We start from the raw sequence: 23,826 nt of genomic DNA, 5'->3' as shown, positions 1-23,826 counted from the left end.
ACCGTCTCGCGGACCGAAGGTGACCATGACCGAACTGCCCCCGGGTGCTCCGACCCCCTGGGCCGCACCGCCCGCCGGAACCGTCACGGTCTACCGCGGCGCGACCCTCTTCGACGGCACCGGCGACCGGCACCGCCCGGGCACCACGATCGTCACGGACGGCGCCCGGATCCACACCGTCACCGGCGACGGCGACCCGCTGCCCCGGCTCGCGGCCGACGCGCCCCGTGTCGACCTCGACGGGCGGTTCGTGGTCCCCGGCCTGATCGACACCCACCAGCACCTGGCCACGCCGCCCGACCGGCCGGTGGCGGAGGCGGTGCTCCGGCGGCTGGTGCACAGCGGCGTCACCGCCGTCCGTGACATGGCCGACGACCTGCGGCAGATCGGCGACCTCGCCCGGGCCACCCTGGTCGGCGAGATCCCGGGGCCGGACATCCGCTACGCCGCGCTCATGGCCGGGCCCTCCTTCTTCGACGACCCGCGCACCCACGAGGTCTCCCGGGGCGCGGTACCCGGCGCCGTCCCGTGGATGCAGGCCGTCACCCCGGACACCGACCTCACGATCGCCGTCGCCCTGGCACGGGGCACCCACGCCACCGCGATCAAGGTGTACGCCGACCTCGACGCCGCGACCGTAGCCGCCGTCACCGCCGAGGCGCACCGGCAGGGCATCGCCGTCTGGGCGCACGCCACCGTCTTCCCGGCCGCGCCCGGCGAGGTCGTCGCCGCGGGCGTGGACAGCGTCTCCCACGTCACGCTGCTCGCCTTCGAGAACTCCGGCGCACCGCTGAGCAGTTACAAGACCAAGCCCCCCGTGGACCACGACCGGTTCGCCGCCGGCGACGACCCGGAACTCGCCGCGCTCTTCGCCGAGATGCGCCGCCGGGGCACCGTCCTCGACGCCACCGCGTCCATGTGGACCAGCGACGAACTCCGCGGGGACACCGCCGAGTCCGCCGACCATGCCCGCCGCACCACCGAACTGGCCGCCGCCGTCACCGCGCAGGCGTACCGCGCCGGGGTCGCGGTCTCGACCGGCACGGACTTCGAGACCGACCCCCGCGACCCCTTCCCGGCCCTGTTCGGCGAACTCGCCTTCCTCGCGGGCCGGTGCGGCATCCCCGCGGCCGAGGTCCTGCGCTCGGCGACCCTGATCGGTGCCAGGGCCGCCGGTGCCGAGGCGGACATGGGCAGTGTCGAGGCCGGGAAACTCGCGAACTTCGCCGTCCTGGACGAGGACCCGCTCCAGGACGTGGCCAACCTGCGCACCCTGACCCTCACCGTGAAGCGCGGCCACCGCTTCGACCGCGCCGACTTCGAGAAGGACACCGCGTGACCGCCACCGACTTCGTGATCGTCAACGCGCTGGGGCAGCTGGACAACCCCAACACGCCCGCCGCGCTGGCCGCCGCAGCACAGCTCAACCCCGCGGGCGGCGAACTCAGCGTCGACGCCCGGGCGATCGCCGAGGCCCACGCCTCCGGCCTGACCGCCGTCAACATCACCCTCGGCTACACGATGGGCGACCTGCCCCCGTACGAGCACACGCTCGAGGAGATAGCCGTCTGGGACGGCATCCTCGACGCCCACCCGGACGACCTGCTGAAGGTCCGCACGGCCGCCGACATCCGGCGCGCCCACCGCGAGCGGCGGATCGGCGTCATCTACGGCTTCCAGAACGCCGTCGCCGTCGGCGAGGACCCCGCCCTCGTCGACTCCCGCGTCGCCGGCTTCGCCGCCGCCGGTGTCCGCGTCGTCCAGCTCACCTACAACCAGGCCAACCATCTCGGCGACGGCTCCATGGCCACCGCCAACCGGGGTCTGACGCCTTTCGGGCGCCGGGTGGTCGACGCCCTCAACGACCACCGCCTGATGGTCGACCTCTCGCACAGCGGCGAGAACACCTGCCTGGACGCGGCCCGTTACTCCCGGCAGCCGGTCTCCGTCAACCACACCGGCTGCCGCGCGCTGGCCGACCTGCCGCGCAACAAGACGGACGAGGAACTGCGCCTGGTCGCGGAGCGCGGCGGGTTCGTCGGCATCTACTTCATGCCCTTCCTCGACCCCGACGGCCACGCCACCGCCGCCGACGTCGTGGACCACATCGTGCACGCGGTCGACGTCTGCGGCGAGGACGCCGTCGGCATCGGCACCGACGGCGGCACCACCGCGGTGGACGACCTCGGCACCTACCGCGCGGCACTCGCCGAGCACGTCGCCGCCCGCCGGGCCGCCGGTGTCGGCGCGGCCGGCGAACGGGCCGACACCTACCCCTTCGTCGTGGACCTGCGCGGCGTCGACCAGTTCCGCGACCTGGCCCGGCTCCTGGAGAAGCGCGGCTTCAGCTCCGACCGCATCGAGAAGATCCTCGGGCGCAACTTCCTCGACTACGCCGACCGCGTCTGGGCCGCCTGAGGCCCGGCCCGGACCGGAGCGCCGGGCCGCGGAGCCCGTGGTCAGCCGCGCACCGGCTCCGCGTCCCGTGCCCCCCGCGGGGAGCGGGCCGCGGGCGTGGCGAACACGGCGGCCACCACCAGGACGAGCACCAGGATCAGGGCGTGCCGCAGCCCGAAGTGCTCACCGAGGTAGCCGAGGGAGGGCGGACCCACCAGGAAGGCGACGTAGCCGACGGTCGCCGCGAGGGCGACCCGGGCGGCCGGGTCGGGGCCGGAGTCGCCGGCCGCGGAGAGCGCGACGGGAAACCCGAGCGAGGCCCCGAGGCCCCACAGGACGGCGGCGGCCGCCGCCACGGCCTGGTCGTCGACGAAGATGACCAGGGCCAGCCCCGCCGCGCCGACCAGCGCGCTCCCGCACAGCGCCGCGGCCCGTCCGAACCGGTCCACGAACCGTCCGCCGACGAAGCGTCCGACGGTCATGGCGGCGGCGAACACGGCGTACACGGCGGAGCCCAGCGCGGCGTCGAAGCCGTGCCCGTCCACCATGACCAGCGGCAGCCAGTCGTTCGCGGTGCCCTCGGCCATGGCGAGCGCCAGGATGACGCAGCCGATGAGCAGCAGCACCGGGTCCCTCCACACCGCACCGGTCCGTGCCGCGCCCGGCTCCCGGCGCTCGGCGGCGGTCCGCCGGCCCACCTCGGCGGGCACGCTCCGGATCACCAGCGCGAGCGCCGCCAGGACCACCGCCGCGACCGTGACGAGATGGACGAGCACCGGGAAGCCGACCGCCGTCAGACACATGCCGGCGAGCGCGCCGACGACGGTGCCGAGGCTGAAGAAGCCGTGCATGGCGGGCATCGTGGAGCGGCCGAGCAGCCGCTCCACCTCCGCGCCCTCCACGTTGAGGGCCACCTCGCCGCCGCCCATGCCGAGGCCGAAGAGGCCGAGGCCGAGGGCGACGCCCAGGTCCGTGCCGGTGCCCGCCCCGACCCCGATGAGCGCGGCACCGGCGGCGATGGCCGCCGTACCGGCGAGGACGACGAGCCGGGCGCCCCAGCGGGCCACCAGCGTGCCCGAGCACAGGATCCCGGCCATCGAGCCGACCGAGAGCCCGAACAGGATCAGACCCATCTGCGCGGTGGAGGCGTGGAGCAGGTCCCGCACGTCCGGGGTGCGGGTGACCCAGGAGGAGATGGTCAGGCCCGGCACGAAGAAGAGGACGAAGACGGCGGTACGGCGCCGGGAGAGGTCGGCGGTCATGGCGGGTGGCTCCAGATGTGCCCGAGAGGTCCGTGCAGAGTCTGTACGAATGTACACACTGATCTGTACGCCTGTACACACTCGGTTCCGGCCCGCCCGTGGCAGATTGAGGGCGTGACCGGCACACGACGCGAGATCCCCAACGACCCCGGACGCAAGGAGCGCATTCTGGATGCGGCCCTCGACGTGATCGCCGAGGGCGGGGTGCACACGACCACCCACCGCAGGATCGCGGCGCGGGCACAGGTGCCGCTCGGCTCGCTGACGTACTACTTCGACGGCATGGCGGACCTGCTGGCACAGGCCTTCGCCCGCCTGTCCGACACCATGTCCCGGCTGTACCGGCAGACCCTGCTGTCCGCCGCCTCCACGGCCGACGCCGAGGCGGCCGTCGTCGAGCTGATCTGCGGACCGGCGTACGCCACGGAACGCGACATGACGCTGATCTTCGAGATGTACGCCTACGCCAACCACAACGAGGCGGTCTCCGCGACCACCCGCACCTGGCTCGAACGCAGCCGCGACAGCCTCGCCCTGCACTTCACGCCCGGAGTCTCCCGCGCGCTCGACGCGCTGATCGAGGGCTGGCCCATGCACCGAGCCTTCGACGAGGCCCCGCTGGACCGGCGTCTGGTCACCGAGACCGTGCACGCGATCGTCACCGCCGCGCCGAGACTCACCGCCGACGGCCCCTGAACCCGCTCCCCGCCGCGGCTCAGTGCACGACGTCCGCGAGATGCGGGACCACGCGGGTCAGCCACACCACGCCCCAGGCGATCAGCCCGGCCCCCAGCACCTCGGGCAGCAGCCACCAGCCGGTGCGCACCGACTCGCCGAACAGCGCGACGCCCAGCAGCAGGCTGACCGCCGCGTCGCCGATCGTCAGCGCGGGCTGGGACGCGACGAGCGGACCGGCCTGCAGCGCGTTCTCCAGAAGCATCAGCGCCGCGATCCCGGCGAGCGCGAACCCGTAGGTCTGCCAGGTGGTGAGGAAGGCCGGCAGGCCCGCGTCGGCGAGCCGGCCGGTGGCCGACTTCATCAGCGCGGCCGTCAGCGCGTTGCCGACCGCCGCACCCGAGGCCAGGGCCGCCGCGCGGAACAGCGGCGACGACGAGGACCGTTCCAGCAGCACGGTGCCGGCGATCGCCCCCACGGTCAGGGCCAGGGCCGGGATCCAGCGCTGCATGGAGGCCTGTTCCCGGCCGCCGGACGGGGCCGCCGAGCCGAGCAGGATGGCCAGGCCCGCCACCACCACCCCGATCGCCCACCAGCCCTCAGGGCCGGGCCGCCGGTGCAGCAGCGGCACGGCGATGAGCAGGGCGAACGGCAGCTCCAGCATGAACAGCGGCTGGACCAGCGCCATCGGGCCGTTCACCAGGGCCAGCGCCTGGAACACCGCGGCCCCCGCGACACCGGCGATGCCGACGGCCCAGGCGGGCCGCCTGGCCAGGGCGCGCAGCAGGCGCAACCCGCCGCCGCCCGGCAGGGTGGCCGCGGCCTTGCGCTGGAAGGCCGTGCCCGTCGCATTGCTGACGGCACCCAGGACGGCGAAGAGCACGGCGAGCACCATCATGTCTCCAGCATGCCGTGAGCGGGCCGCGCGCTCTCCTCGAAGACACGGCGACGGCGACGGCCGGCCGCGCCCCGTCCCCCTCGCTCAGGCCACCTGGCCACCGTGCAGCGCGGTGTAGGCGCCGCCGCGGTGCAGCAGCTCCTCGTGGGTGCCGATCTCGCGGATCCGGCCGTCGTCCATCACCACGATGCGGTCGGCACCGCGCACCGTGGACAGCCGGTGGGCCACCACGAAGGTGGTACGGCCGCGCAGCAGGCGCGTCAGGGCCTGCTGCACCAGCGCCTCCGAGCGGGTGTCCAGCGCCGAGGTGGCCTCGTCCAGCACCAGGACCCGTGGATCACGGATCAGCGCCCGGGCGATGGCGAGGCGCTGGCGCTGGCCGCCGGAGAGCCGGGCGCCGCGCTCGCCGACCACGGTGTCCAGACCCAGGGGCAGCTCGTCCACGAACTCCAGCGCGTTGGCGTCGCGCAGCGCCGCGCGCACGGCCTGCTCGTCGGCCTCGTCCTCCATGCCGTAGGCGACGTTCTCCCGGACCGTGCCGTCGAAGAGGATCGACTCCTGCGGGACCACCGAGACGAACCGCCGGTAGGTGCGCAGGTCCAGGCCGCTCATGTCGGTGCCGTCCAGGAGCAGCCGGCCGGAGGTGGGCCGGATGAACCCTATGACGAGGTTGAGCACGGTGGACTTCCCGGCGCCCGAGGCGCCCACCAGGGCGACGGTCTCGCCCGGCGTCACGTCGAGGGTGAAGTCGGTGACGGCGGCGCGGCCGCCGTCCTCGTAGCCGAAGCCGACCCGGTCGAAGACGACCGCGCCGCGGACCGCGGTGACCTCGGCCCGGCCCTCGTTGTCCTCCAGTTCGGGGGCCTGGAGCACCTCGCCGACCGACCGCACCGACTCCAGCCCCTTGGTGACGACCGGCGCCAGACTCGTCAGGGTCGTCGTGGAGTTGGTGAGCGTGGTCAGGAAGGCGCTGAGCATGACGACGTCACCGGCGGAGACACCCCACACGCCGTAGTACGACACCAGAGCGGCGGCGGCCAGTACGGCGACGCCGATCACGTTGAGGACCACCCAGGCCAGCGAGCCGAAACGGCCGTTGACGAGGTCCAGGCGCATCCCGGAGGTGAGCAGCCGGCTCAGGGTGCCGTCCATGCGGCGCAGCGCCTTGCGCTCCAGACCGTGCGCGCGGGTGACGGGGATGAGCCGCGTCATCTCCGTCACCCGGGAGGACAGGGTCTCCACCTCGTGCCGGAAGTGCTCGTTGTGGCTGCGCAGCCGGGACCGCAGGCGGGCCACGAGCACGGTCGCGCCCGGCACCACCACCAGGAAGACGGGCAGGAACTCCGGCGTGCGGACGCCGATGATCACCAGCCCGCCGGCCAGCACGGTGAGCGCGCCCAGTCCCTGCTCGGCGGTCTGCTGGACCATCTGCTCCACGGTCTCCACGTCCCGCACGACCTTGGCCTGGAGGACACCGGCGCTGACCCGGGAGTGGTAGCCGATCGACAGCTGCTGCATGCGGGTGCACAGGGCGGAGCGCAGCGTGGTGCCCATGCGGCGGACGCTGCCGTACAGGAGCCGCACATAGAGCACGTGCAGCGGGTAGTTGAACAGCAGGATCGTCATGATGAACGCCACGGCCGTCCAGAGCCGGGCGACCGGTCCGTGCTGCACCACCGTGTCGACGACCGACGCGGTGATCAGCGGCAGCAGCCAGATCGGGCTGTGCTTGACCGTGAAGACCAGGACGGCGGCCACCAGGCTGCGGCGGTCGGCCCGCAGCAGGTACAGGAGCGTGCGGACGGGGTGTTCGCCCCGGTAACGGTGGTCGAGCGGTCGTTCCGACGTCGACGCCATCGGTGGTGGTCCTCCCTGCGCGCCCGGCTTGCGGCAACCGCTTTCCGCGGGTCACCGTACACACCCCGCGCCCCACGCCGACAGGGGGACGGCCGGACGGGCGATGCGTGCGGGGGCCGAGTGGGAGAAGGTGGGGGAGAGGGGCGACGGAACGGCGGGCGCCCCGGCACAGACGTGATCCACTCCGTCGTCCGGAAAGAGGCAGCCATGACGGGATCAGAGGCCGAGGCCGAGAAGCGGATACTCGGCCGCATCACGGAAATGATCAGCGAGGAGAAGGACCTCCGCGAGCGCCTGGCGCAGGAGGAGATCGACGGGACGACCGAGCACGCCCTGCTGGCGCACCTGGAGACCGAACTCGACCAGTGCTGGGACCTGCTCCGGCAGCGCCGGGCCAGGATCGCGGCGGGACAGGACCCCACGGAGGCGACGGTCCGCCCGGTGTCCGAGGTCGAGGGCTACCTGTCCTGACCGCCGCACGGGCCGTGGCCGAAGGGCGCGGCGCCCCACGCGTCGCGGCTCGGCGGTCCGGGCGGGCGGCCCCGCCGCACGGCGCCGCCCGCCCGCACCGCGCGCGGACGGATGCGCCGTGCGGGACTGGACTCTTCGGTCACAGGCGCCGATCGTGACGTTATGAACGATCACCGCACGGCACCGGCCGGCCGCACGGAGGCCGCCGAGGTCCACCGGTTCCGCGAACGCCTCGGGCTGCCCGGACTGGTCGACGTCCACACGCACTTCATGCCCGAACGTGTCCTGCACAAGGTCTGGAACTACTTCGACACCAACGGACCGCTGACCGGCGGACTGGAGTGGCCGATCGCCTACCGGCGGGAGGAGGCGGAACGCACCGCGCTGCTGCGGGAGTTCGGCGTCCTCGCCTTCACCGCCATGCTCTACCCGCACAAGCCCGGCATGGCGGCGTGGCTGAACGCGTGGGCGGCCGACTTCGCCCGGCGCACCCCGGACTGTCTGCACACCGCGACCCTGTACCCGGAGCCGGGCGTGGAGTCGTACGTCCGCGAGGCCGTCGAGGCGGGTGCCCGGGTCTTCAAGGCGCACGTCCAGGTGGGCGCGTACGACCCGGCCGACGAACTCCTCAGGCCCGCCTGGGGACTGCTGGCCGACGCCGGGATTCCGGTGGTGATCCACTGCGGTTCGGGTCCCGCGCCCGGCAAGCACACCGGTCCCGAGCCGATCGCCCGCGTACTGGCACGCCACCCGAGGCTGCGGCTGATCGTCGCCCACCTCGGGATGCCCGAGTACGAGGACTTCCTCGGCCTCGCCGAACGGTTCGAGGAGGTGCGGCTGGACACGACGATGGTGTTCACCGACTTCACCGAGGAGTTCATGCCGTTCCCGCGCGCCGCGCTGCCGCGGGTCGCCGCCCTGGGCGACCGTGTCCTGCTCGGCTCCGACTTCCCCAACATCCCCTATCCGTACGCCCACCAGCTGCACGCCCTGGAGCGCCTGGACCTCGGCGAGGACTGGCTGCGGGCGGTGTGCCACGACAACGCGGCGCGGCTGTTCGGGCTGTGACCCCGCGGCGGACGCCGGTCCCGGTCAGGCCGTCGGCGGCACGGGCGCGGCGACGACGGCGACGCCCGCCTCCCGCCTCTCCATGAGCGCGGCCGGCTCCGCCGGTGCGGCCGGGCCGCCGGCGTGGTCGATCAGGATGACGGGCTGATGGTGGCCGTCCCGTTCGGCCGGGACGAAGTCGGTGGGAACCTCCCGGGTCAGCAGGACGACGCGGTCGTCGTCGAACGGGTCGCGGGGGAGTCCGGCGAGGTGCTCCCGCAAGGACTCCGGGTGTCCGCCGAGATCGGCGGCGAGACTCCCGCGGTGGGTCAGCAGGCGGACGCGGAGCCGGTCCCCGGCCCGCTCGTACCGGGCCGAGAGATCTTCGGGCAGCAGGTGGAACACGCCTTCCTCGCCCTCGTGCCCGCGGTTCAGCAGCACGCGGACCAGGCGCTCGGCCGGGTCGGCCGACAGATGGTCGATGTCCAGGATCACTTCCCGGACGTCCGGGTCGAGCGCGGGGATCGTGCCGATCCACATGCGGGCGGAGCCGTCCATGCCGGCATTCAAGCACAGGGCTCCGCGCGGCCGGAGCGGCGGGCGGTGATCGAGAACAGGACAGCCGCCACGCGTCCCCGGCCGGAACCGGTGCCGCCCGATCGGTCAAGAACAGGTCCAGCGCCGGGCGGTTACCGCCTCAGGGCGATCACGAACCGATCGCATCCGATCGGCGCGCCGAACGCGCGTCCCCCACACAGACGCACTGTCCTCTCCCGTGGCTACTGTCCGTATTGGATCTAGAGCGATGGGTAATCATCCTCGTAGGGTCGAAGTGACGCCAAAGCCCCTGTACCGGAGGATTCGTGGCAAACTTCCGTATTCGTCTGACCCTGCTCGGCTCGGCCGCCGCTCTCGCCGCGGGCGCCCTCGCCCCGGCCCAGCTCGCCGGAGCGCAGCCCGCCGCCGCGGCCGACTACCAATGGGTCGCCCTGGGCGACTCGTACACCGCCGGGGTCATCCCGGCCGCAGGTGACGTCTTCGAGTACCCGCGCGACGGCTGCGAGCGCACCGACCAGTCCTACCCCCAGATCGTCGACCGCGATCTCGGCTCACTGCTCGACCTCACCAATGTCAGCTGCGGCGCCGCCACCATCGAGGACGTCACCTTCAGGGCGCAGGAGCCGATCGGCCGTCACCTGCCGCCCCTCTCCGAGGATCCGGACTACCCCTTCCCCCCGGTTCCTCCGCAGTCCGAGGCGGTCAGGCCCGGCACCGACGTGATCACCGTCGGCGTGGGCGGCAACACCCTCGGCTTCGCCGACATCCTCTTCCAGTGCCTGCAACTGGGCGCGGGCAGCGGCGGCACCGGCACGCCGTGCAAGGACGACCTCGCCGCCGGCGTCCCCGGCAGACTGGCGAAGGTGGGCCGGGAGTACGGCCAGATGCTCACCACGCTCCACGAGAAGGCCCCGCACGCCAAGATCCTGTCCATCGGCTACCCCACCGTCGTTCCCGCGGACACCTCCAAGTGCAAGTACAACAACCTGGAACAGTTCGGCTCGATCACCCAGGGCGACCTCGACTGGCTGCGCCGGGACGTCCTGGAGCCCCTCAACAGGACCATCGAGAAGTCGGCCGGCACCCACACCGCCGCCTCCTTCGTCGACCTGTACGACTCCTCCCGCAACCACAGTGTCTGTGACGCCGGGAAGTGGGTGGAGGGCATCTTCACCCGTGTCCCGGACCAGGCGGCCTTCGTCCACCCCAACGCCCGCGGTCATCGCAACGCCGCCGACCACGTCGAGTCCGAGATCCTGAACGTCCTTTCTCCCCGCTGACCCGCACGCGGCAGGACGAACCGCCTCCGGCCGGTGGGCCGGAGGCGGCTTCGCGCTGCCCGCACGGCTCGCGCGCGACCTGACGGACGGTCAGTGTCTGGTCGGACTAGGGAAGTTCGACCATGATCAGGCCGCGCAGCAGTTTGCGCAGATGGTCCGGCATGTCGATGGCGTCGGGGCTGAGCAGCCACTGGATCTGCAGTCCGTCGATGAACGCGATCAGGTCCGCGGCCAGTCCCGACGCGTCCACGTGGGGCCGCAGCAGGTCGCGGCGGACCAGGTCGTCGACGGCCAACTGCATCTGCCGGCGCGTGCGTTCGTAGCGTGCCACGAAGTACGGGCGGGCCGGGTGGTCCGCCGCCGTCGCCTCGCCCGACAGCACGGCGAACAGGCTCACGATCAGCGGGTTGGCCTGGTTGTGCGCGACGAGCCGGATCATGCTGGCGAAGTACTCCAGGCCGTCGCGGTTGACCGCGCCCGAGCCGAAGAAGTGGGCGTCGTCCTGCCGTTCCCGTTCCTCCAGGACCGCTTCGAGCAGAGACTCCTTCGTCGGGAAGTGGTGGAGCAGGCCCGCGCGCGAGACGTCGCAGGCCGCGGCGAGCTGGACCATGCTCGCGTTGCGGTACCCGACCTGCCCGAACGCGGTGAACGCGGCCTCGATGATCTGGGCGCGCCGGCGCTCCCCCTTGGGGTAGTTCCGTGGGGCCGTCCCCTGCCGCGCGCTCGTCTTTGCCATACGGAGATGTTAATCGCCCTCTAGAAACCAGCACCCCTGTCGGTATTCTGTTGTCCGGTCGTCCACCCCGAGAGGAGTCCACCATGTCGACACCGCGGATGTCGGTGCAGCTCTATTCCGTCCGGCACGCTCTGGAAGCCGACGAGGACGCGGCCCTGGGCCGCCTCGCCGCCCTGGGACTGCGCAACGTCGAGGCCTTCGGCTTCGTGCACCGCGCCGCCGAACTGGCCGACGCGCTCGACCGGCACGGCCTGTCCGCCCCGACCGGGCACGCCGGTTTCCTCTCCCCGGAACGCGCCACCGCCGAGGGGGAACCCGCACCCACCCTCGACGAGACCTTCCGTGCCGCCCGGCGGCTGGGCGTGGAGATCCTCTTCGACCCGTTCGTCCCCGCCGCCCGGTGGGCCGACGAGACCGAGATCGCCCGTACCGCCGGCCTGCTCAACGAGGCAGCCAAGCGCGCCGCCGACCACGGGCTGCGCGTCGGCTACCACAACCACTCGCAGGAGTTCGTCCACACCGTCGCCGGCGTCAACGCCTTCGACCGCTTCGCCGACCTGCTGGTACCCGAAGTCGCCCTGGAGATAGACCTGTTCTGGGCCTCGGCGGGCGGCTACGACGTCGTGTCGCTGCTCGGCCGGCTGGGTTCGCGGGTGCGGGCCCTGCACGTGAAGGACGGCCCGGTCATCGACGACCCGTTCACCTCCGGCGCCCCCTTCGACGCCGCCGACACCCGTCAGGTCCCCGCGGGCCGCGGGGAGATCGCGCTCGACGCCTCGCTGGCCGCGGCCCCGGACGCCGAGTACGCGATCATCGAGTTCGACCACTACGACGGTGACATCTTCGAAGGCATCGCGACGGGCGTCGCCTACCTCAACGGGAAGGGCATCGCCTGATGGCGGCAGAGCACCCGGTCGGCGTCGGCCTCATCGGCGCCGGCAACATCAGCGACCAGTACCTCACCAACCTCACCCGGTTCCCCGACCTGCACGTGGCCGTCGTGGGCGACCTCGACACCGGGCGCGCCGAGGCCCAGGCCCGCAAGTACGGCGTCGAGCAGTGGGGCACCGCCGGGGACGTCCTCGCCCACCCGGACGTCGACATCGTCGTCAACCTGACCGTCCCCGCCGTCCACGCCGAGGTCAGCTCCGCGGTCGTCGACGCCGGCAAGCACGTCTGGTCCGAGAAGCCCATCGCCGTCGAACGGGCCGACGCCCGCGACCTGCTCGACCGGGCCGCCGCCGCCGGACTCCGGGTCGGCGTCGCCCCCGACACCGTGCTCGGCCCCGGACTGCAGACCGCGCTGCGGGCCGTCACCCGCGGCGACATCGGCACCCCGCTGTCCGCGCAGACCGTCATGCAGTACGCCGGACCCGACCTGTGGCACCCCGACCCCGAGTTCCTGTTCGCCAAGGGCGCCGGCCCCCTCTTCGACATGGGGCCCTACTACATCACCGCCCTGGTCTGCCTGTTCGGCTCGGTCAGCCGGGTCGCCGCGGTCGGCTCCACCGCCCGGACGGTACGGACGGTCAGGAGCGGTCAGCGGGCCGGCGCCGAGTTCGCCGTCGCCGTACCCACCCACGTCTCCGCGCTCCTCCAGTTCGACGACGGCGGTGTCGGCCAGAGCGTGTTCAGCTTCGACTCCCCGCTCACCCGCACCGGGTTCGTCGAGATCACCGGCACCGAGGGGACGCTGGTGCTGCCCGACCCCAACACCTTCGCGGGAGAGGTACGGATCACCCGGATCCAGGAACGCGGCCAGGATCCCGTGTGGGAGACGGTCGCACCGGTCGGCGTCGAGAGCGGACGCGGACTCGGCGTCCTGGACATGGCCCGCGCCATCCGCGGCGGCGTCCCGCACATCGCCTCCGGAGACCTCGGCTACCACGTCCTGGACACCATGATCTGCGTCGACGAGTCGGTCACCTCCGGCGAGACGGTTGCCGTCGCCAGCACCGCCGGTGAGATACCGCTCGTCCCCGAGGACCGGGACCCCTTCGGAGCCACCCTGTGAACCGGCCCCTGCGGGCCGGGTTCATCGGCGGCGGCTTCATGGCGGCCGTGCACACCCGCGCCAGCCGGGCCGCCCGCGGCGTGCCCGCCGCCCTCGCCGGTTCGACGCCCGAGTCCGGCGAGCGGGCCGCCGCGGCACTCGGCGTGGAACGCGCCGAACCGGACGCCGACCGCCTCACCAAGGCCGGCGACCTCGACGTCGTCCACGTGTGCAGTCCCAACCGCCTGCACGCCGAACACACCCTGGCGGCCCTGGCCGCGGGCGCGCACGTCATCTGCGAGAAGCCCCTGGCCACCACCGCGGCCGACGCCGAGCGGCTGGTCCGCGCGGCACGGGAGGCCGGCCGGGTGGCGGCGGTGCCCTTCGTCTACCGCTACCACCCGATGGCCCGCCAGGCCCGCGCCCTGGTGGCGGAGGGACAGCTCGGCACCGTCCTCACCCTGGACGCCGGCTACCTCCAGGACTGGCTCCTGGATCCCGGCGACACCGACTGGCGTGCCGACCCGGAGGCCGGGGGCGCCTCCCGGGCGTTCGCCGACATCGGCTCGCACCTGTGCGACCTCGTCGAATTCGTCTCAGGACAGCGCATCCACCGGCTGTCCGCCCGCACCAGGACCGTCTTCCCGGAGCGCGGCGGCGTACCGGTCACCAACGAGGACACGGCCGCGCTCCTCGTCGAACTCGGCAACGGGGCGCTCGGCACCCTGCTCGTCAGCCAGCTCGCGCCGGGCCGCAAGAACAGCCTCACGCTCGAACTCCACGGCACCCGCAGGAGCGTGCGCTTCGAACAGGAGCGTCCCGAGGAACTGTGGATCGGCGAACGCGACGGATCGCGGCTGCTGCTCCGCGACCCCGCCGCAGCCGCCCCCGACGCGGCCCGCCTGTCGTTGCTGCCGCCCGGCCACGCCCTCGGCTACCAGGACGCCTTCACGGCGTTCGTCGCCGACGTCTACGCCGCCGTACAGGAGGGCAGCCACCCCGAGGGGATGCCGACGTTCGCCGACGGACTGCGCGCGGCCCGGCTCACCGAGGCCGTGCTGGCCTCCGCCGCCGGACGCGGCACCTGGATCGAGACCGCACCCGCCACGGAGGACCCCGCATGACCGCAGCCACCCACCCCGTCACCCTGTTCACCGGCCAGTGGGCCGACCTGCCCTTCGAGGAGGTGGCCCGCCTCGCCGCGCGGTGGGGCTACGACGGCCTGGAGATCGCCGCCTCGGGCGACCACCTCGACCTCAAGCGCGCCGACGAGGACGACGCCTACGCGGCGTCCCGCCTGGAGATCCTGGACCGGCACGGCCTCACGGTCCACGCCATCTCCAACCACCTGGCGGGGCAGGCCGTCTGCGACGCGCCCATCGACTTCCGCCACCAGGCGATCCTGCGCCCGTACGTGTGGGGCGACGGAGACGCCGAAGGGGTACGGCAGCGGGCCGCCGAGGACATGAAGCGCGCCGCCCGGGTGGCCCGCAAGCTGGGCGTCGACACCGTCGTCGGCTTCACCGGGTCCGCCATCTGGCCCTACGTCGCCATGTTCCCGCCGGTGCCGGCCGGCGTCATCGACGCCGGTTACGAGGACTTCGCCGCCCGCTGGAACCCGATCCTCGACGTGTTCGACGCGGAGGGAGTGCGCTTCGCCCACGAGGTGCACCCCGGCGAGATCGCGTACGACTACTGGACCAGCGTCCGCGCGCTGGAGGCGATCGGCCACCGCGAGGCCTTCGGCTTCAACTGGGACCCCAGCCACATGATGTGGCAGAACATCGACCCGGTCGGGTTCATCACCGACTTCAAGGACCGCATCTACCACGTCGACTGCAAGGACACCCGGCTGCGCCCGCGCAACGGCCGGGCCGGCGTCCTCGGCTCCCACCAGCCGTGGGGCGATCCGCGCCGGGGCTGGGACTTCGTCTCGACCGGCCACGGCGACGTCCCCTGGGAGGACGCCTTCCGGGCCCTGGAGTCCATCGGCTACGCCGGACCCATCTCCGTCGAGTGGGAGGACGCGGGCATGGACCGCCTGCACGGCGCCGCGGAGGCGGTGACCTTCGTCCGCTCCCTGCTGTGGCCCGTCCCGAAGGCGTCCTTCGACGCCGCGTTCACCAACCAGTAGGCACCGGGGGCGGCTGCCATTCGAGAAGCATGATCGTCGCGTCGTCCTTGAGCCGGCTGGTCTCCGCGTCGAGGATCGAGTGGATCAGCCGCCGCAGCGTCTCCGGGGCCAGTTCGCCGGCGGCGGTGGCCCGGATGACGTAGTCGGCGAACCGCTGGAGTCCGAACAGTTCACCGTCCGGCATGCGGGCCTCGGTGACCCCGTCCGTGTACAGCAGGACGCGGTCACCGGGCCGCAGGGTCGCCTCGTGGACCCTGCGCTCGCGGCCGGCCGGCAGGTGGGGCAGGCCGAGCGGCGGGTCCGGATCACGTTCCAGGGCGTCGGTCAGCAGCCGCTGGTCACGGATGAGGAGCGGCGCGGGGTGCCCGCAGTTGCACCACCGCAGCACCCCCGTGTCGAGGTCGAGCTGGGCCAGGACGGCGGTGCAGAACTGCTCCGGAAGCCATTCGGCCAGGGCCTCGTCGACGGTCCGTACCAGTTCGGGCAGCTCGGCTCCGACCCGGCGCGCGTTGCGGCAGGCCGCCAGCGACAGGGCGCTGGTGAGCCCGGAGGCGAGGTCGTGGCCCATCGAGTCGAGGACGCCGACGTGCAGCGCCGTCTCGGTCAGCGCGTGGTCGAAGGCGTCGCCGCCGATCTCGTAGGCGGGTTCGAGGACGGCCGTGGAGACCACGCGGGCGTCGCCGATCGTCCGCGGCGGCAGGAACGCGCGGAGCAGTTCGGACGGCAGCCGCATCCGTTCGGTGCGGGTACGCCGGACGAAGGAGTCCTTGTAGGCGCGCCGCGAGGTGAGCATCATCGCCACCAGCGTGGCCACGGCCCGGCCCCGGGCCAGCGAGACGGCGGACAGGGCGGGCGTGTGCACGGCCAGGACGCCCAGCCGCTCGGCGCCGTCGATCAGCGGGAACCAGGCGGTCACCATCCCGCTCCCGTCCGCCTCGACCCGCAGCGACTGCGTGCGGTACGACCAGCCGGCCGGCGAGTCGTCGATGGGCAGGGCCGGGGTCACGTCCGTGAGCGGGATCAGGTGCCGTTGCTGGATGTCGGCGAGATAGGCGACCGCGTGATGCAGCCCGAGCGCCTTGGCGCAGCGGGACAGGGCGGGGGCGAGGTCCGCGGTCCTGCTGACCGCTTCGGCCAGGAACTCCTGCAACGCGTCGTCACCGGCATCCGACGTCACCACCGGCCCTCGCCTCCTCGTGTCCGGAGGAGCGGCGCCCGCGGTCCCCGGCGATCAGCAGTCTCACATCCGGTTCGGGCGCCCGCACTCCGTGCGACGCCGGCCGGCGGCTCGCGGAGCGCGACGCACGGGGCCGGGGGTCTCCCCGCCGTCCGGTGGCCCGGTCGCCGCCCCTGGGCGGAGACCGGGCCACCGAGGGAGGAGACCCCCGGCCCGCACGCGCCTCAGCTCAGGCCGAACTTCTGGGCGGCGGCGCCGTTGCAGTCCCAGATCTGCAGGCGTGTGCCGTTGGCGGTGGCGCCGTCGGGGGAGTCGAGGCAGCGTCCGGACTGGGGGTTGAGGAGGGAGCCGTCGGCCTGCTGGACCCATTTCTGGCCGCCGACCCCGTTGCAGTCCCACAGCTCCACCTTGGTGCCGGCCGCCGTGCCGTTCCCGACGACGTCCAGGCAACGCCCCAGCGTGCGCAGTGAGTTGTCGGAGCCGTGGTACCAGTGCTGGTCGACCGCGTACGACTGGCAGCCCCACAGCTGGACGGCGGCGCCGTTGCCGCCGCTGTCGTCGGCGGCGACGTCCACGCACGAGCCGCCAGGACCCTTGACCGGCCCTCCGCCGTTCACCGAGAACTTCTGGGCGGCGGCGCCGTTGCAGTCCCAGATCTGCAGGCGTGTGCCGTTGGCGGTGGCGCCGCTGGGGGAGTCGAGGCAGCGTCCGGACTGGGGGTTGAGGAGGGAGCCGTCGGCCTGCTGGACCCATTTCTGGCCGCCGACCCCGTTGCAGTCCCAGAGTTCGAGCTTGGCCCCGCCCGCGGTGCCGTTGTTCTCGATGTCCAGGCAGCGGCCCAGCGTGGACAGCGAGCCGTCGGGGTTGTGCGTCCAGTGCTGGTCCTCGGCGTACGTCTGGCAGTCCCACAGCTGTACGGCCGCGCCGTTGACCCCGGTGTCGTCCGCCGCGACGTCCACGCACTTGCCGCCGGGGCCGGTGACCGTGCCCTGCGGGCCGTTCGGCACGTCCGTCTGGCCGCTGTAGCCGACGGAGACGATGTTCGCCTGCACGGCGTTCTCGGCGGCGTCGGTGGGATAGCCGGAGACCATCACGCCCTCGAAGAAGGTGCCCCGGTTCCAGTTGCTGTTGTCGCCGCCGATGCCCAGGATGATGCCGCCCTCCTGGTGCATGGGCTGGTAGCCGCCCCGGGTCGGCAGCGCCCCGTCCCACCAGGTGCTCAGCCCGCCGGTCTGGGAGTTCCCGCCCTTGAGCGCGTACCGGGTCTGCCCGTTGTTCTTCAGGACGGCGGTGACGAAGGTGCTCTTGTTGCCCTGGTTGGCGGTGTTGGAGCCGTTGTCGCCCTGGAACATGCCGTTCTCCAGGTCGGCCTCGACCCAGGGTCCGGTTCCGGTGCACGGCGCGAAGTAGCAGGTGGTGGCGATGGAGACCGCGTCCATGTGCCCGTTGCCGGTGTCGGCCGGGGTGCTCTCCGCGTTGCCGTAGTCGAAGCAGCAGGCGGAGCCGACGTGGGTGCCGCTGGCCACCATGTACGCGCCCTCGGCCTGGCCGTTCACGGCGACCCCGGAGGCGACTCCGGTGTAGCGGTAGCCGACGCCCGGCGAGATCCAGACGCCGTACACCTTGTGGCCGCCCGCGGTGACGGAGATCTCCGAGGCGTCGGCGCCCCGGTCGTTGCCCATGCCGGCGGTGCCGGCGGGTCCGGGCGTCAGGTCGTTGTGGCGGCCGCTCTGGTCGTAGATCTTCGTGATCCGGCAGCCTCCGCTGTTCGCGCAGAAGGCGTCCTGGGCCGCCGCGTCGGCGTACCCGCCCTGCTGCCCGATGTCGGCGGCGGCGCCGTCGGAGACGCGGGTGACCCGGTAGAGCGGGCCGGTGTAGGAGGAGAGCAGGGCGCGGGTGACGCTGTGCGCGGCGACGCACGGGGTGCCGGCCGCGGCGTAGATGTCGCAGGGCAGCGAGCCCGCGGCCTGTGACGTGGACGGCAGCCCGAGCAGGAGCCCGAGAGCGAGTCCGAGGGCGCCCAGTACGGCCACGGCCCGCGACCGCAGCGTCCGGGGTCCGGTCCGTAATCTTGGTGAGTTCATGACATTCCAGAGGGGCAGGGCAGCACGCATGGCACATCCCTTCGGGGCCGGGGTGGGGGAGGGTCTGTCGGCTCGGCCCGGAACCTACGCACCCTGTTCGACCGCGTCAATATTTGTTTCCTTTTTGGTTCGTACCAAGTTCGAGAGCGTGGGCTGCTGTCGGGGTATGGGGGAATCGGAGGCGCCCAGGACGCTCCCGGCCGGTCCGGCCCGACCCCGCCCGTTGCGGGAGCACAGTTCACGCGTGTGAACCAGTCGTTCCGGGGCAGCCGGTTCTCGTGCGAGATGTTCGCACCTGTCACACAATTCGCTTCAGCGAAAGAGCTGACCGCGCGGTGACGGTGAACGAAGAACAGGAAAGGGGGCGGCAGCGTGGCCGGAGTCGTGACCGACGAACTCTCCGAACTGCCCCGGCAGGTCCGGGACGAACTCACCCGCAGGATGCGCCGGAACGAGCGGGCCTTCCGCAGCGGTGACGTCCAGGTCGTGGAGCGCCCGCTGCTGCGGCGCGCGGTCGGCGCGTCGGCGCTCGGCAACTGCATGGAGTGGTTCGACTTCGGCGTCTACAGCTACCTGGCCGCCACCATCGGCAAGGTCTTCTTCCCGGGCGCCTCGCCCGGCGCCCAGGTGATCTCCTCGTTCGCCACCTTCGCCGCCGCCTTCGTCGTACGGCCCCTCGGCGGGCTCTTCTTCGGCCCGCTCGGCGACCGCGTCGGCCGGCAGAAGGTGCTCGCCACCACCATGATCATGATGGCGCTCGGCACCTTCGCCATCGGGCTCATCCCGAGCTTCGCCACGATCGGCATCGCCGCGCCGGTCCTGCTCCTGCTCGCCCGGATGGTGCAGGGCTTCTCCACCGGCGGCGAGTACGGCGGCGCGACCACCTTCGTCGCCGAGTACTCACCCGACCGGCGCCGCGGCTTCCTGTCCAGCTGGCTCGACTTCGGCACCTTCGTCGGCTACGCCCTGGGCTCGGCCCTGGTGACCGTGCTGAACCTGCTGCTCACCGACGCCCAGATGCTCAGCTGGGGCTGGCGCCTGCCGTTCCTGATCGCCGGCCCGCTGGGCGTGATCGGCCTGTACATGCGGCTCAAGCTGGAGGAGTCGCCGGCCTTCCAGCAGCAGCTGGACGATCACGAGAAGAGCCTCGCGCAGGCCTCGGCGGGCGGCGAACTGAAGAACGTCGTCACCCGCTACTGGCGCCCGCTGCTCATCTGCATGGGCCTGGTGCTGCTGTACAACGTCACCAACTACATGGTCACCGGGTTCCTGCCGACCTACCAGACGGAGACGCTGCACCGGTCCAGCGGTTCCGCCGACGTGCTGGTGCTGATCGGCATGGTCTGGATCGTCCTGCTGATCACCTTCATCGGCCGGCTCAGCGACCGGGTGGGGCGCCGTCCCGTCTACGGGGTCTCCGCGGCCGCCATGATCCTGCTCGCGGTCCCGTCCTTCGAGCTGATCAAGATGGACGGGACCTGGCCGCCCGTCCTCGGCGTACTGATCCTCGCCACCCTGCTGGCCTGCTTCGCCGCGCCCAGCGCCGCCACCCTGCCGGCCCTCTTCCCGACGGCCGTGCGGTACGCCGCGATGGGCATCGGCTTCAACATCGCGGTCGCCGCGTTCGGCGGCACCACGCCCCTGGTCACCGAGGCACTGGTGAACGTCACCGGCGACGACCTGATGCCCGCGTACTACCTGATGCTGGCCGGCGTGATCGGCCTGGTGACCGTGCGGTTCCTGCCGGAGACCGCGCAGGTCCCGCTCAGCGGATCCCGCCCGATGGTGGGCTCCCGCGCCGAGCAGCGGGAGCTGATCACCACCTCGAGGGAGCTGTACGTCGCCTGCCTGCGGGAGTCGGACGGCGGACCGCATCCGGTCTCCTCGCCCCGCCCGCCCAGGCGCTGACGCGGGCCGGTCAGCCGACGCGGTCGAGGCGGGACGGGGAACCGGCGGTCTGACTGCCCTCGTCGCCGAGTCTGAGCGCGTCGGCTCCGTCCGCGGTCAGGATGTAGACGTTGCCCGGTGCGCACAGCCCGCCGGTCGAGGGGTCCGTGGGCGTACTGGTGACCGCCTGGAAGACCATGGACGTCGTCCGCGTCTCCTGCAGGAGCAGCGTCTCGGTGCAGCCGATGTCCCGGCCGGTGCCCGCCTGCGTCACATGGCTGACCTGCCGGCCCACGCGCTCGCCCCGCCGCGCCGCGTGCAGGGTGAGCGTCACGGACACGGCCGTCGTACGGAACGTCGTCACGCCGTCGGCCGACGGGTTGCCGGGGCCGGTGCCCTTCCAGGTGCCGACCCAGGAGGCGGGCAGCGCGTCCGTCGCCGACGCGGACGCGGAGTGCGTCGCCGGCGGCGAGGTGCGCTCCGAGGCCCGGCCGTCCCAGGCCCCGCTCGTCCAGACGGCCACGGCGACGGCCACCGCGACGGCGAGCGCACCGCCGGCCACCACCGCGGTCCGCGTCCTGGCCGACGCGCGCGGGGCCGGGGCCGGTGCGCCGGGCGCGAACGACGGGCCGGAGGGGAGCGCGGGCGGCGGGCCGGAGGGGAGCGCGGGCGGCGGCCCGGAGGGGAGCGCGGGCGGCGGCCCGGATCCCAGCGTGGGTGCCGGCGGCACGGGCGTGGGCGGAGCCGCGGCCGCGGCCGGGCCCGCCAGCAGGTCCTGCAGCTCGGACTCGCGGGCCGCGAGGTCCGCGGCCAGTCCCGTCGGCGGGACGGCGGCCCACGCCGGGGCGCCGGCCCCGAGCCGCTCCAGCAGCTGGGCCGCCGTGGGACGGGACTGCGGCGCCTTGTCCAGGCAGGCCGCCAGGACCGGCGCCAGCGACGGCGGCACGTCGTCGAGACGGGCCTCCTCGTGCACGATCCGGTAGAGCAGCTGGGCCGCGGACGGCTCCTCCCCGCGGAGCAGGAAGGGGCCCCGGCCGGTCGCCGCGTACACCAGGACGGCGGCCAGTGCGAAGACGTCCCCGGGTTCCGCCGCGGCCCCGCCGGTGATCTGCTCGGGGGCCATGTAGCCGGGGGAGCCGATGACACCGCCCGTGCGGGTGTGCCGGGTGTCGTCGGCGGCGCGGGCGATGCCGAAGTCGATGAGCAGCGGATGGCGGCCGGCGAGCAGCACGTTGGACGGCTTGACGTCCCGGTGCGCGAGTCCCGCCCGGTGCACCGCCTGGAGCCCTTCGGCTAGTTCCGCCCCCAGGGCCCGCACGGCGGCCTCGGGCAGCGGACCGTGCCGGACCACCCAGTCGGCGAGGGTGGGCGCCGCCACGTACTCGGTGGCGAGCCACTGCGGCCGCTGTCCCGGCGGGCTGTAGTCGAGGACCGAGACCGTCCACGGCGACCGGACCCGGTCACTGCTGGCTATCTCCCGCGCGAACCGCTCCTCGAACCCCGGATCGAGACCGAACTCGCCGCGCACGGTCTTGAGCGCCAGCGGCCGGCCGGAGGGCGTGCGGGAGAGGAAGACCTGCCCCATCCCTCCCTCGCCGAGCCGGGCCAGCAGCGGGTAGCCGCCGACGGCCGGCGGATCCGTGGGATCGAGACCTCTCATGAACGTCTCCGGGGCGTTGAGCGCGTCACCGCCCGGCGGACCGCCCCATGTCGGCGGAGCCCCCTCGGCATCCGCGCGGACGTGGCCTGCGGTGATTATTCATATCAGTTGGTGCGTGTCGGGTGTACACGACCGTGCCACGGGCCGAGCGGATCGCTCGGCCCGTGGCACGGCCGGTGTTCCCTTGTCGCGTCCGATTGTCCGGAGGCCGTCAGCCCTCCTTGGCCCGGACGCCGTCGGCGATGCGCTTGCCGATCGTCTCGTCGATGTTCGTCCAGTACGTGAAGGCCCGCTGCAGCACGGGCTCGCTCACGCCATCGAGGAGGTGCCCCACGACGTTGTCGACCAGACGGTCCCGGGCGGCGTCGTCCAGCACCTCCCGCACCAGCGTGCCGGGCTGGCCCCAGTCGTCGTCCTCGGCGTGGGAGACGTACGCGGAGCGGGTGATCTCGCCGTCGGCCGTCCAGGTGGGCGGCGGTCCGAACCGGGCGGGGTCGGCCTTGGGGCCGCCCTTGGAGTTCGGGGCGTACACCGGGTCGGAGGTCTTCCGGTAGGCCATCGCCCCGTCCTTGGAGTACGTGTGGACGTCGACGACGGGCGCGTTCACCGGAAGCTGCTGGTAGTTGGCGCCGACCCGGTGCCGGTGGGCGTCCGCGTAGGAGAACAGCCGCGCCAGCAGCATCCGGTCCGGGCTGGGGCCGATGCCGGGGACGAAGTTGTTCGGCTGGAAGGCCGCCTGCTCGATCTCGGCGTGGTTGTCGGTGGGGTTGCGGTCCAGCGTCATCCTGCCGACCGGGATCAGCGGATAGTCGCTGTGCGGCCACACCTTGGTGAGGTCGAACGGGTTGAACCGGTAGCCCGCGGCGTCCGCGTACGGCATGAGCTGCACGTGCAGCGTCCAGCTCGGGAAGTCGCCGTCCCGGATGTGGTCGAAGAGATCACGCATGTGGTAGTCGGAGTCGGTGCCCGCGAGCCGGTCGGCCTCCTGCTGCGTGAGGAAGTCGATCCCCTGGTCCGTCTTGAAGTGGTACTTCACCCAGAACCGCTCGCCCTGCGCGTTGATCCACATGTACGTGTGGGAGGTGTAGCCGTTCATGTGGCGCCAGCTCCGCGGGATGCCCCGGTCGCCCATCAGCCAGGTGACCTGGTGCGCGGACTCCGGTGAGAGCGTCCAGAAGTCCCACTGCATGTCGTGGTCGCGCAGGTTGCTGTCCGCGCGGCGCTTCTGGGAGCGGATGAAGTGCTGGAACTTCATCGGGTCCTTGATGAAGAACACCGGCGTGTTGTTGCCGACCATGTCGTAGTTGCCCTCGCTGGTGTAGAACTTCACCGCGAAGCCGCGAGGGTCGCGCCAGGTGTCGGGGCTGCCCCGCTCACCGGCGACCGTCGAGAAGCGGATGACCAGGTCGGTACGGGTGCCGGGCTGGAAGAGACCGGCCATGGTGTAGGCGCTGACGTCCTCGGTCACCTCGAAGTGGCCGAAGGCGCCGCTTCCCTTGGCATGCGGCTGGCGCTCGGGGATGCGCTCGCGGTTGAACTGCGCCATCTGCTCGATCAGGTAGGCGTCCTGCAGCAGGACCGGCCCCCCGGGTCCCACGGTCAGCGAGTGCTCGTCACTCTCGACGGGGGCACCGGAGTCGGTGGTGGTGGGGGGTGGTATCTCCGTCATGACTCTGCCTTTCTCCGCACGGATCAGGCGAGCGCCGGTCC

General features: G+C 72.6%; 20 protein-coding genes. 11 read left to right on the top strand and 9 right to left on the bottom strand.

Annotation, left to right across the window (positions count from 1 at the left end):
- Positions 1-25: 25 nt before the first annotated feature.
- Together ACIQOE_RS40460 and ACIQOE_RS40455 are read left to right on the top strand one after the other, a co-directional pair.
- Entirely contained in the window at positions 26-1,339 is a 1,314-nt protein-coding gene (locus ACIQOE_RS40460; RefSeq protein ID WP_401417094.1) for an amidohydrolase family protein, read from the top strand.
- A complete protein-coding gene (locus ACIQOE_RS40455) occupies positions 1,336-2,418 on the top strand; it encodes a dipeptidase (RefSeq protein ID WP_401417092.1) in 1,083 nt (360 codons plus the stop codon). The genes ACIQOE_RS40460 and ACIQOE_RS40455 overlap by 4 nt, the downstream gene beginning before the upstream one ends.
- 41 nt (positions 2,419-2,459) lie before the next feature.
- On the opposite strand, the gene ACIQOE_RS40450 is transcribed toward ACIQOE_RS40455, so the two are convergent.
- Entirely contained in the window at positions 2,460-3,659 is a 1,200-nt protein-coding gene (locus ACIQOE_RS40450) for an MFS transporter (RefSeq protein WP_401417091.1), read from the bottom strand.
- A 114-nt stretch (positions 3,660-3,773) separates the two neighbouring features.
- On the opposite strand from ACIQOE_RS40450, the gene ACIQOE_RS40445 reads away from it, so the two are divergent.
- Positions 3,774-4,355 carry a TetR family transcriptional regulator gene (locus ACIQOE_RS40445; RefSeq protein ID WP_351328507.1) on the top strand — a complete coding sequence of 194 codons (582 nt, stop codon included), beginning with the start codon at positions 3,774-3,776 and terminating at the stop codon, positions 4,353-4,355.
- A 19-nt stretch (positions 4,356-4,374) separates the two neighbouring features.
- On the opposite strand, the gene ACIQOE_RS40440 is transcribed toward ACIQOE_RS40445, so the two are convergent.
- Together ACIQOE_RS40440 and ACIQOE_RS40435 are read right to left on the bottom strand one after the other, a co-directional pair.
- A complete protein-coding gene (locus ACIQOE_RS40440) occupies positions 4,375-5,232 on the bottom strand; it encodes a DMT family transporter (RefSeq protein WP_401417089.1) in 858 nt (285 codons plus the stop codon).
- 84 nt (positions 5,233-5,316) lie between these two features.
- Positions 5,317-7,089 carry an ABC transporter ATP-binding protein gene (locus tag ACIQOE_RS40435; protein ID WP_401417088.1) on the bottom strand — a complete coding sequence of 591 codons (1,773 nt, stop codon included), beginning with the start codon at positions 7,087-7,089 and terminating at the stop codon, positions 5,317-5,319.
- Between the two features lie 207 nt (positions 7,090-7,296).
- Here ACIQOE_RS40435 and ACIQOE_RS40430 point away from each other — a divergent pair, with 207 nt between their 5' ends.
- Together ACIQOE_RS40430 and ACIQOE_RS40425 are read left to right on the top strand one after the other, a co-directional pair.
- Positions 7,297-7,560 carry a DUF2630 family protein gene (locus ACIQOE_RS40430; RefSeq protein ID WP_351328514.1) on the top strand — a complete coding sequence of 88 codons (264 nt, stop codon included), beginning with the start codon at positions 7,297-7,299 and terminating at the stop codon, positions 7,558-7,560.
- A 162-nt stretch (positions 7,561-7,722) separates the two neighbouring features.
- Positions 7,723-8,628, top strand: a complete 906-nt coding sequence (locus ACIQOE_RS40425) for an amidohydrolase family protein (RefSeq protein WP_365572447.1) — start codon at positions 7,723-7,725, stop codon at positions 8,626-8,628.
- A gap of 24 nt (positions 8,629-8,652) precedes the next feature.
- On the opposite strand, the gene ACIQOE_RS40420 is transcribed toward ACIQOE_RS40425, so the two are convergent.
- The gene (locus tag ACIQOE_RS40420) at positions 8,653-9,165 is read right to left on the bottom strand and encodes a hypothetical protein (RefSeq protein WP_401417086.1); all 513 of its coding nucleotides are present in this window, start codon (positions 9,163-9,165) and stop codon (positions 8,653-8,655) included.
- Positions 9,166-9,470: 305 nt separating this feature from the next.
- Here ACIQOE_RS40420 and ACIQOE_RS40415 point away from each other — a divergent pair, with 305 nt between their 5' ends.
- The gene (locus tag ACIQOE_RS40415) at positions 9,471-10,445 is read left to right on the top strand and encodes an SGNH/GDSL hydrolase family protein (RefSeq protein WP_401417084.1); all 975 of its coding nucleotides are present in this window, start codon (positions 9,471-9,473) and stop codon (positions 10,443-10,445) included.
- A 106-nt stretch (positions 10,446-10,551) separates the two neighbouring features.
- Here the strand turns inward: ACIQOE_RS40415 and ACIQOE_RS40410 are convergent, their stop codons facing one another.
- Positions 10,552-11,181, bottom strand: a complete 630-nt coding sequence (locus ACIQOE_RS40410; RefSeq protein WP_401417082.1) for a TetR/AcrR family transcriptional regulator — start codon at positions 11,179-11,181, stop codon at positions 10,552-10,554.
- 83 nt (positions 11,182-11,264) lie between these two features.
- On the opposite strand from ACIQOE_RS40410, the gene ACIQOE_RS40405 reads away from it, so the two are divergent.
- From ACIQOE_RS40405 to ACIQOE_RS40390, 4 genes are read left to right on the top strand one after another with little or no spacing between them, the layout of a single operon-like run.
- A complete protein-coding gene (locus ACIQOE_RS40405; protein ID WP_401417080.1) occupies positions 11,265-12,077 on the top strand; it encodes a sugar phosphate isomerase/epimerase family protein in 813 nt (270 codons plus the stop codon).
- Complete coding sequence (locus ACIQOE_RS40400) at positions 12,077-13,195, top strand: Gfo/Idh/MocA family oxidoreductase (protein WP_362651161.1); 1,119 nt, start codon at positions 12,077-12,079, stop codon at positions 13,193-13,195. The genes ACIQOE_RS40405 and ACIQOE_RS40400 overlap by 1 nt, the downstream gene beginning before the upstream one ends.
- On the top strand, positions 13,192-14,298 hold the full coding sequence (locus ACIQOE_RS40395; RefSeq protein ID WP_401417078.1) for a Gfo/Idh/MocA family protein: 1,107 nt from the start codon (positions 13,192-13,194) through the stop codon (positions 14,296-14,298). Before ACIQOE_RS40400 ends, ACIQOE_RS40395 begins: the two co-directional genes overlap by 4 nt.
- The gene (locus ACIQOE_RS40390; protein ID WP_401417076.1) at positions 14,295-15,308 is read left to right on the top strand and encodes a sugar phosphate isomerase/epimerase family protein; all 1,014 of its coding nucleotides are present in this window, start codon (positions 14,295-14,297) and stop codon (positions 15,306-15,308) included. Before ACIQOE_RS40395 ends, ACIQOE_RS40390 begins: the two co-directional genes overlap by 4 nt.
- Here ACIQOE_RS40390 and ACIQOE_RS40385 read toward each other — a convergent pair.
- Together ACIQOE_RS40385 and ACIQOE_RS40380 are read right to left on the bottom strand one after the other, a co-directional pair.
- Entirely contained in the window at positions 15,295-16,488 is a 1,194-nt protein-coding gene (locus ACIQOE_RS40385) for a PP2C family protein-serine/threonine phosphatase (RefSeq protein ID WP_365561967.1), read from the bottom strand. The genes ACIQOE_RS40390 and ACIQOE_RS40385 overlap by 14 nt on opposite strands.
- 221 nt (positions 16,489-16,709) lie before the next feature.
- The gene (locus tag ACIQOE_RS40380; RefSeq protein ID WP_401417075.1) at positions 16,710-18,518 is read right to left on the bottom strand and encodes an arabinofuranosidase catalytic domain-containing protein; all 1,809 of its coding nucleotides are present in this window, start codon (positions 18,516-18,518) and stop codon (positions 16,710-16,712) included.
- A gap of 492 nt (positions 18,519-19,010) precedes the next feature.
- Between ACIQOE_RS40380 and ACIQOE_RS40375 the strand changes: the two genes are divergently transcribed.
- A complete protein-coding gene (locus ACIQOE_RS40375; protein ID WP_351328566.1) occupies positions 19,011-20,477 on the top strand; it encodes an MFS transporter in 1,467 nt (488 codons plus the stop codon).
- A gap of 10 nt (positions 20,478-20,487) precedes the next feature.
- Here the strand turns inward: ACIQOE_RS40375 and ACIQOE_RS40370 are convergent, their stop codons facing one another.
- Entirely contained in the window at positions 20,488-22,116 is a 1,629-nt protein-coding gene (locus ACIQOE_RS40370; protein ID WP_401417073.1) for a serine/threonine-protein kinase, read from the bottom strand.
- Between the two features lie 211 nt (positions 22,117-22,327).
- Positions 22,328-23,785 (bottom strand): catalase, encoded by a 1,458-nt coding sequence (locus tag ACIQOE_RS40365; RefSeq protein WP_365561973.1) that lies wholly within the window; start codon positions 23,783-23,785, stop codon positions 22,328-22,330.
- Positions 23,786-23,826 lie beyond the last annotated feature (41 nt).

This window comes from Streptomyces sp. NPDC091282, assembly GCF_044757385.1.
In the GTDB taxonomy this organism is placed as follows: Bacteria; Actinomycetota; Actinomycetes; order Streptomycetales; family Streptomycetaceae; genus Streptomyces; species Streptomyces gramineus.
The sequence above is the reverse complement of the archived record's forward strand: the minus strand, read 5'-3'. Positions and strand labels throughout refer to the sequence as shown.

Excerpts from the sequence above, each read along its gene's own strand:
- ACIQOE_RS40430 (WP_351328514.1), top strand. The coding sequence starts at position 7,297 with ATGACGGGATCAGAGGCCGAGGCCGAGAAGCGGATACTCGGCCGCATC.
- ACIQOE_RS40405 (WP_401417080.1), top strand. The coding sequence starts at position 11,265 with ATGTCGACACCGCGGATGTCGGTGCAGCTCTATTCCGTCCGGCACGCT.
- ACIQOE_RS40410 (WP_401417082.1), bottom strand. The coding sequence starts at position 11,181 with ATGGCAAAGACGAGCGCGCGGCAGGGGACGGCCCCACGGAACTACCCC.
- ACIQOE_RS40370 (WP_401417073.1), bottom strand. The coding sequence starts at position 22,116 with ATGAGAGGTCTCGATCCCACGGATCCGCCGGCCGTCGGCGGCTACCCG.
- ACIQOE_RS40435 (WP_401417088.1), bottom strand. The coding sequence starts at position 7,089 with ATGGCGTCGACGTCGGAACGACCGCTCGACCACCGTTACCGGGGCGAA.
- ACIQOE_RS40400 (WP_362651161.1), top strand. The coding sequence starts at position 12,077 with ATGGCGGCAGAGCACCCGGTCGGCGTCGGCCTCATCGGCGCCGGCAAC.
- ACIQOE_RS40390 (WP_401417076.1), top strand. The coding sequence starts at position 14,295 with ATGACCGCAGCCACCCACCCCGTCACCCTGTTCACCGGCCAGTGGGCC.
- ACIQOE_RS40365 (WP_365561973.1), bottom strand. The coding sequence starts at position 23,785 with ATGACGGAGATACCACCCCCCACCACCACCGACTCCGGTGCCCCCGTC.
- ACIQOE_RS40375 (WP_351328566.1), top strand. The coding sequence starts at position 19,011 with ATGCGCCGGAACGAGCGGGCCTTCCGCAGCGGTGACGTCCAGGTCGTG.
- ACIQOE_RS40420 (WP_401417086.1), bottom strand. The coding sequence starts at position 9,165 with ATGGACGGCTCCGCCCGCATGTGGATCGGCACGATCCCCGCGCTCGAC.
- ACIQOE_RS40450 (WP_401417091.1), bottom strand. The coding sequence starts at position 3,659 with ATGACCGCCGACCTCTCCCGGCGCCGTACCGCCGTCTTCGTCCTCTTC.
- ACIQOE_RS40440 (WP_401417089.1), bottom strand. The coding sequence starts at position 5,232 with ATGATGGTGCTCGCCGTGCTCTTCGCCGTCCTGGGTGCCGTCAGCAAT.
- ACIQOE_RS40460 (WP_401417094.1), top strand. The coding sequence starts at position 26 with ATGACCGAACTGCCCCCGGGTGCTCCGACCCCCTGGGCCGCACCGCCC.
- ACIQOE_RS40425 (WP_365572447.1), top strand. The coding sequence starts at position 7,723 with ATGAACGATCACCGCACGGCACCGGCCGGCCGCACGGAGGCCGCCGAG.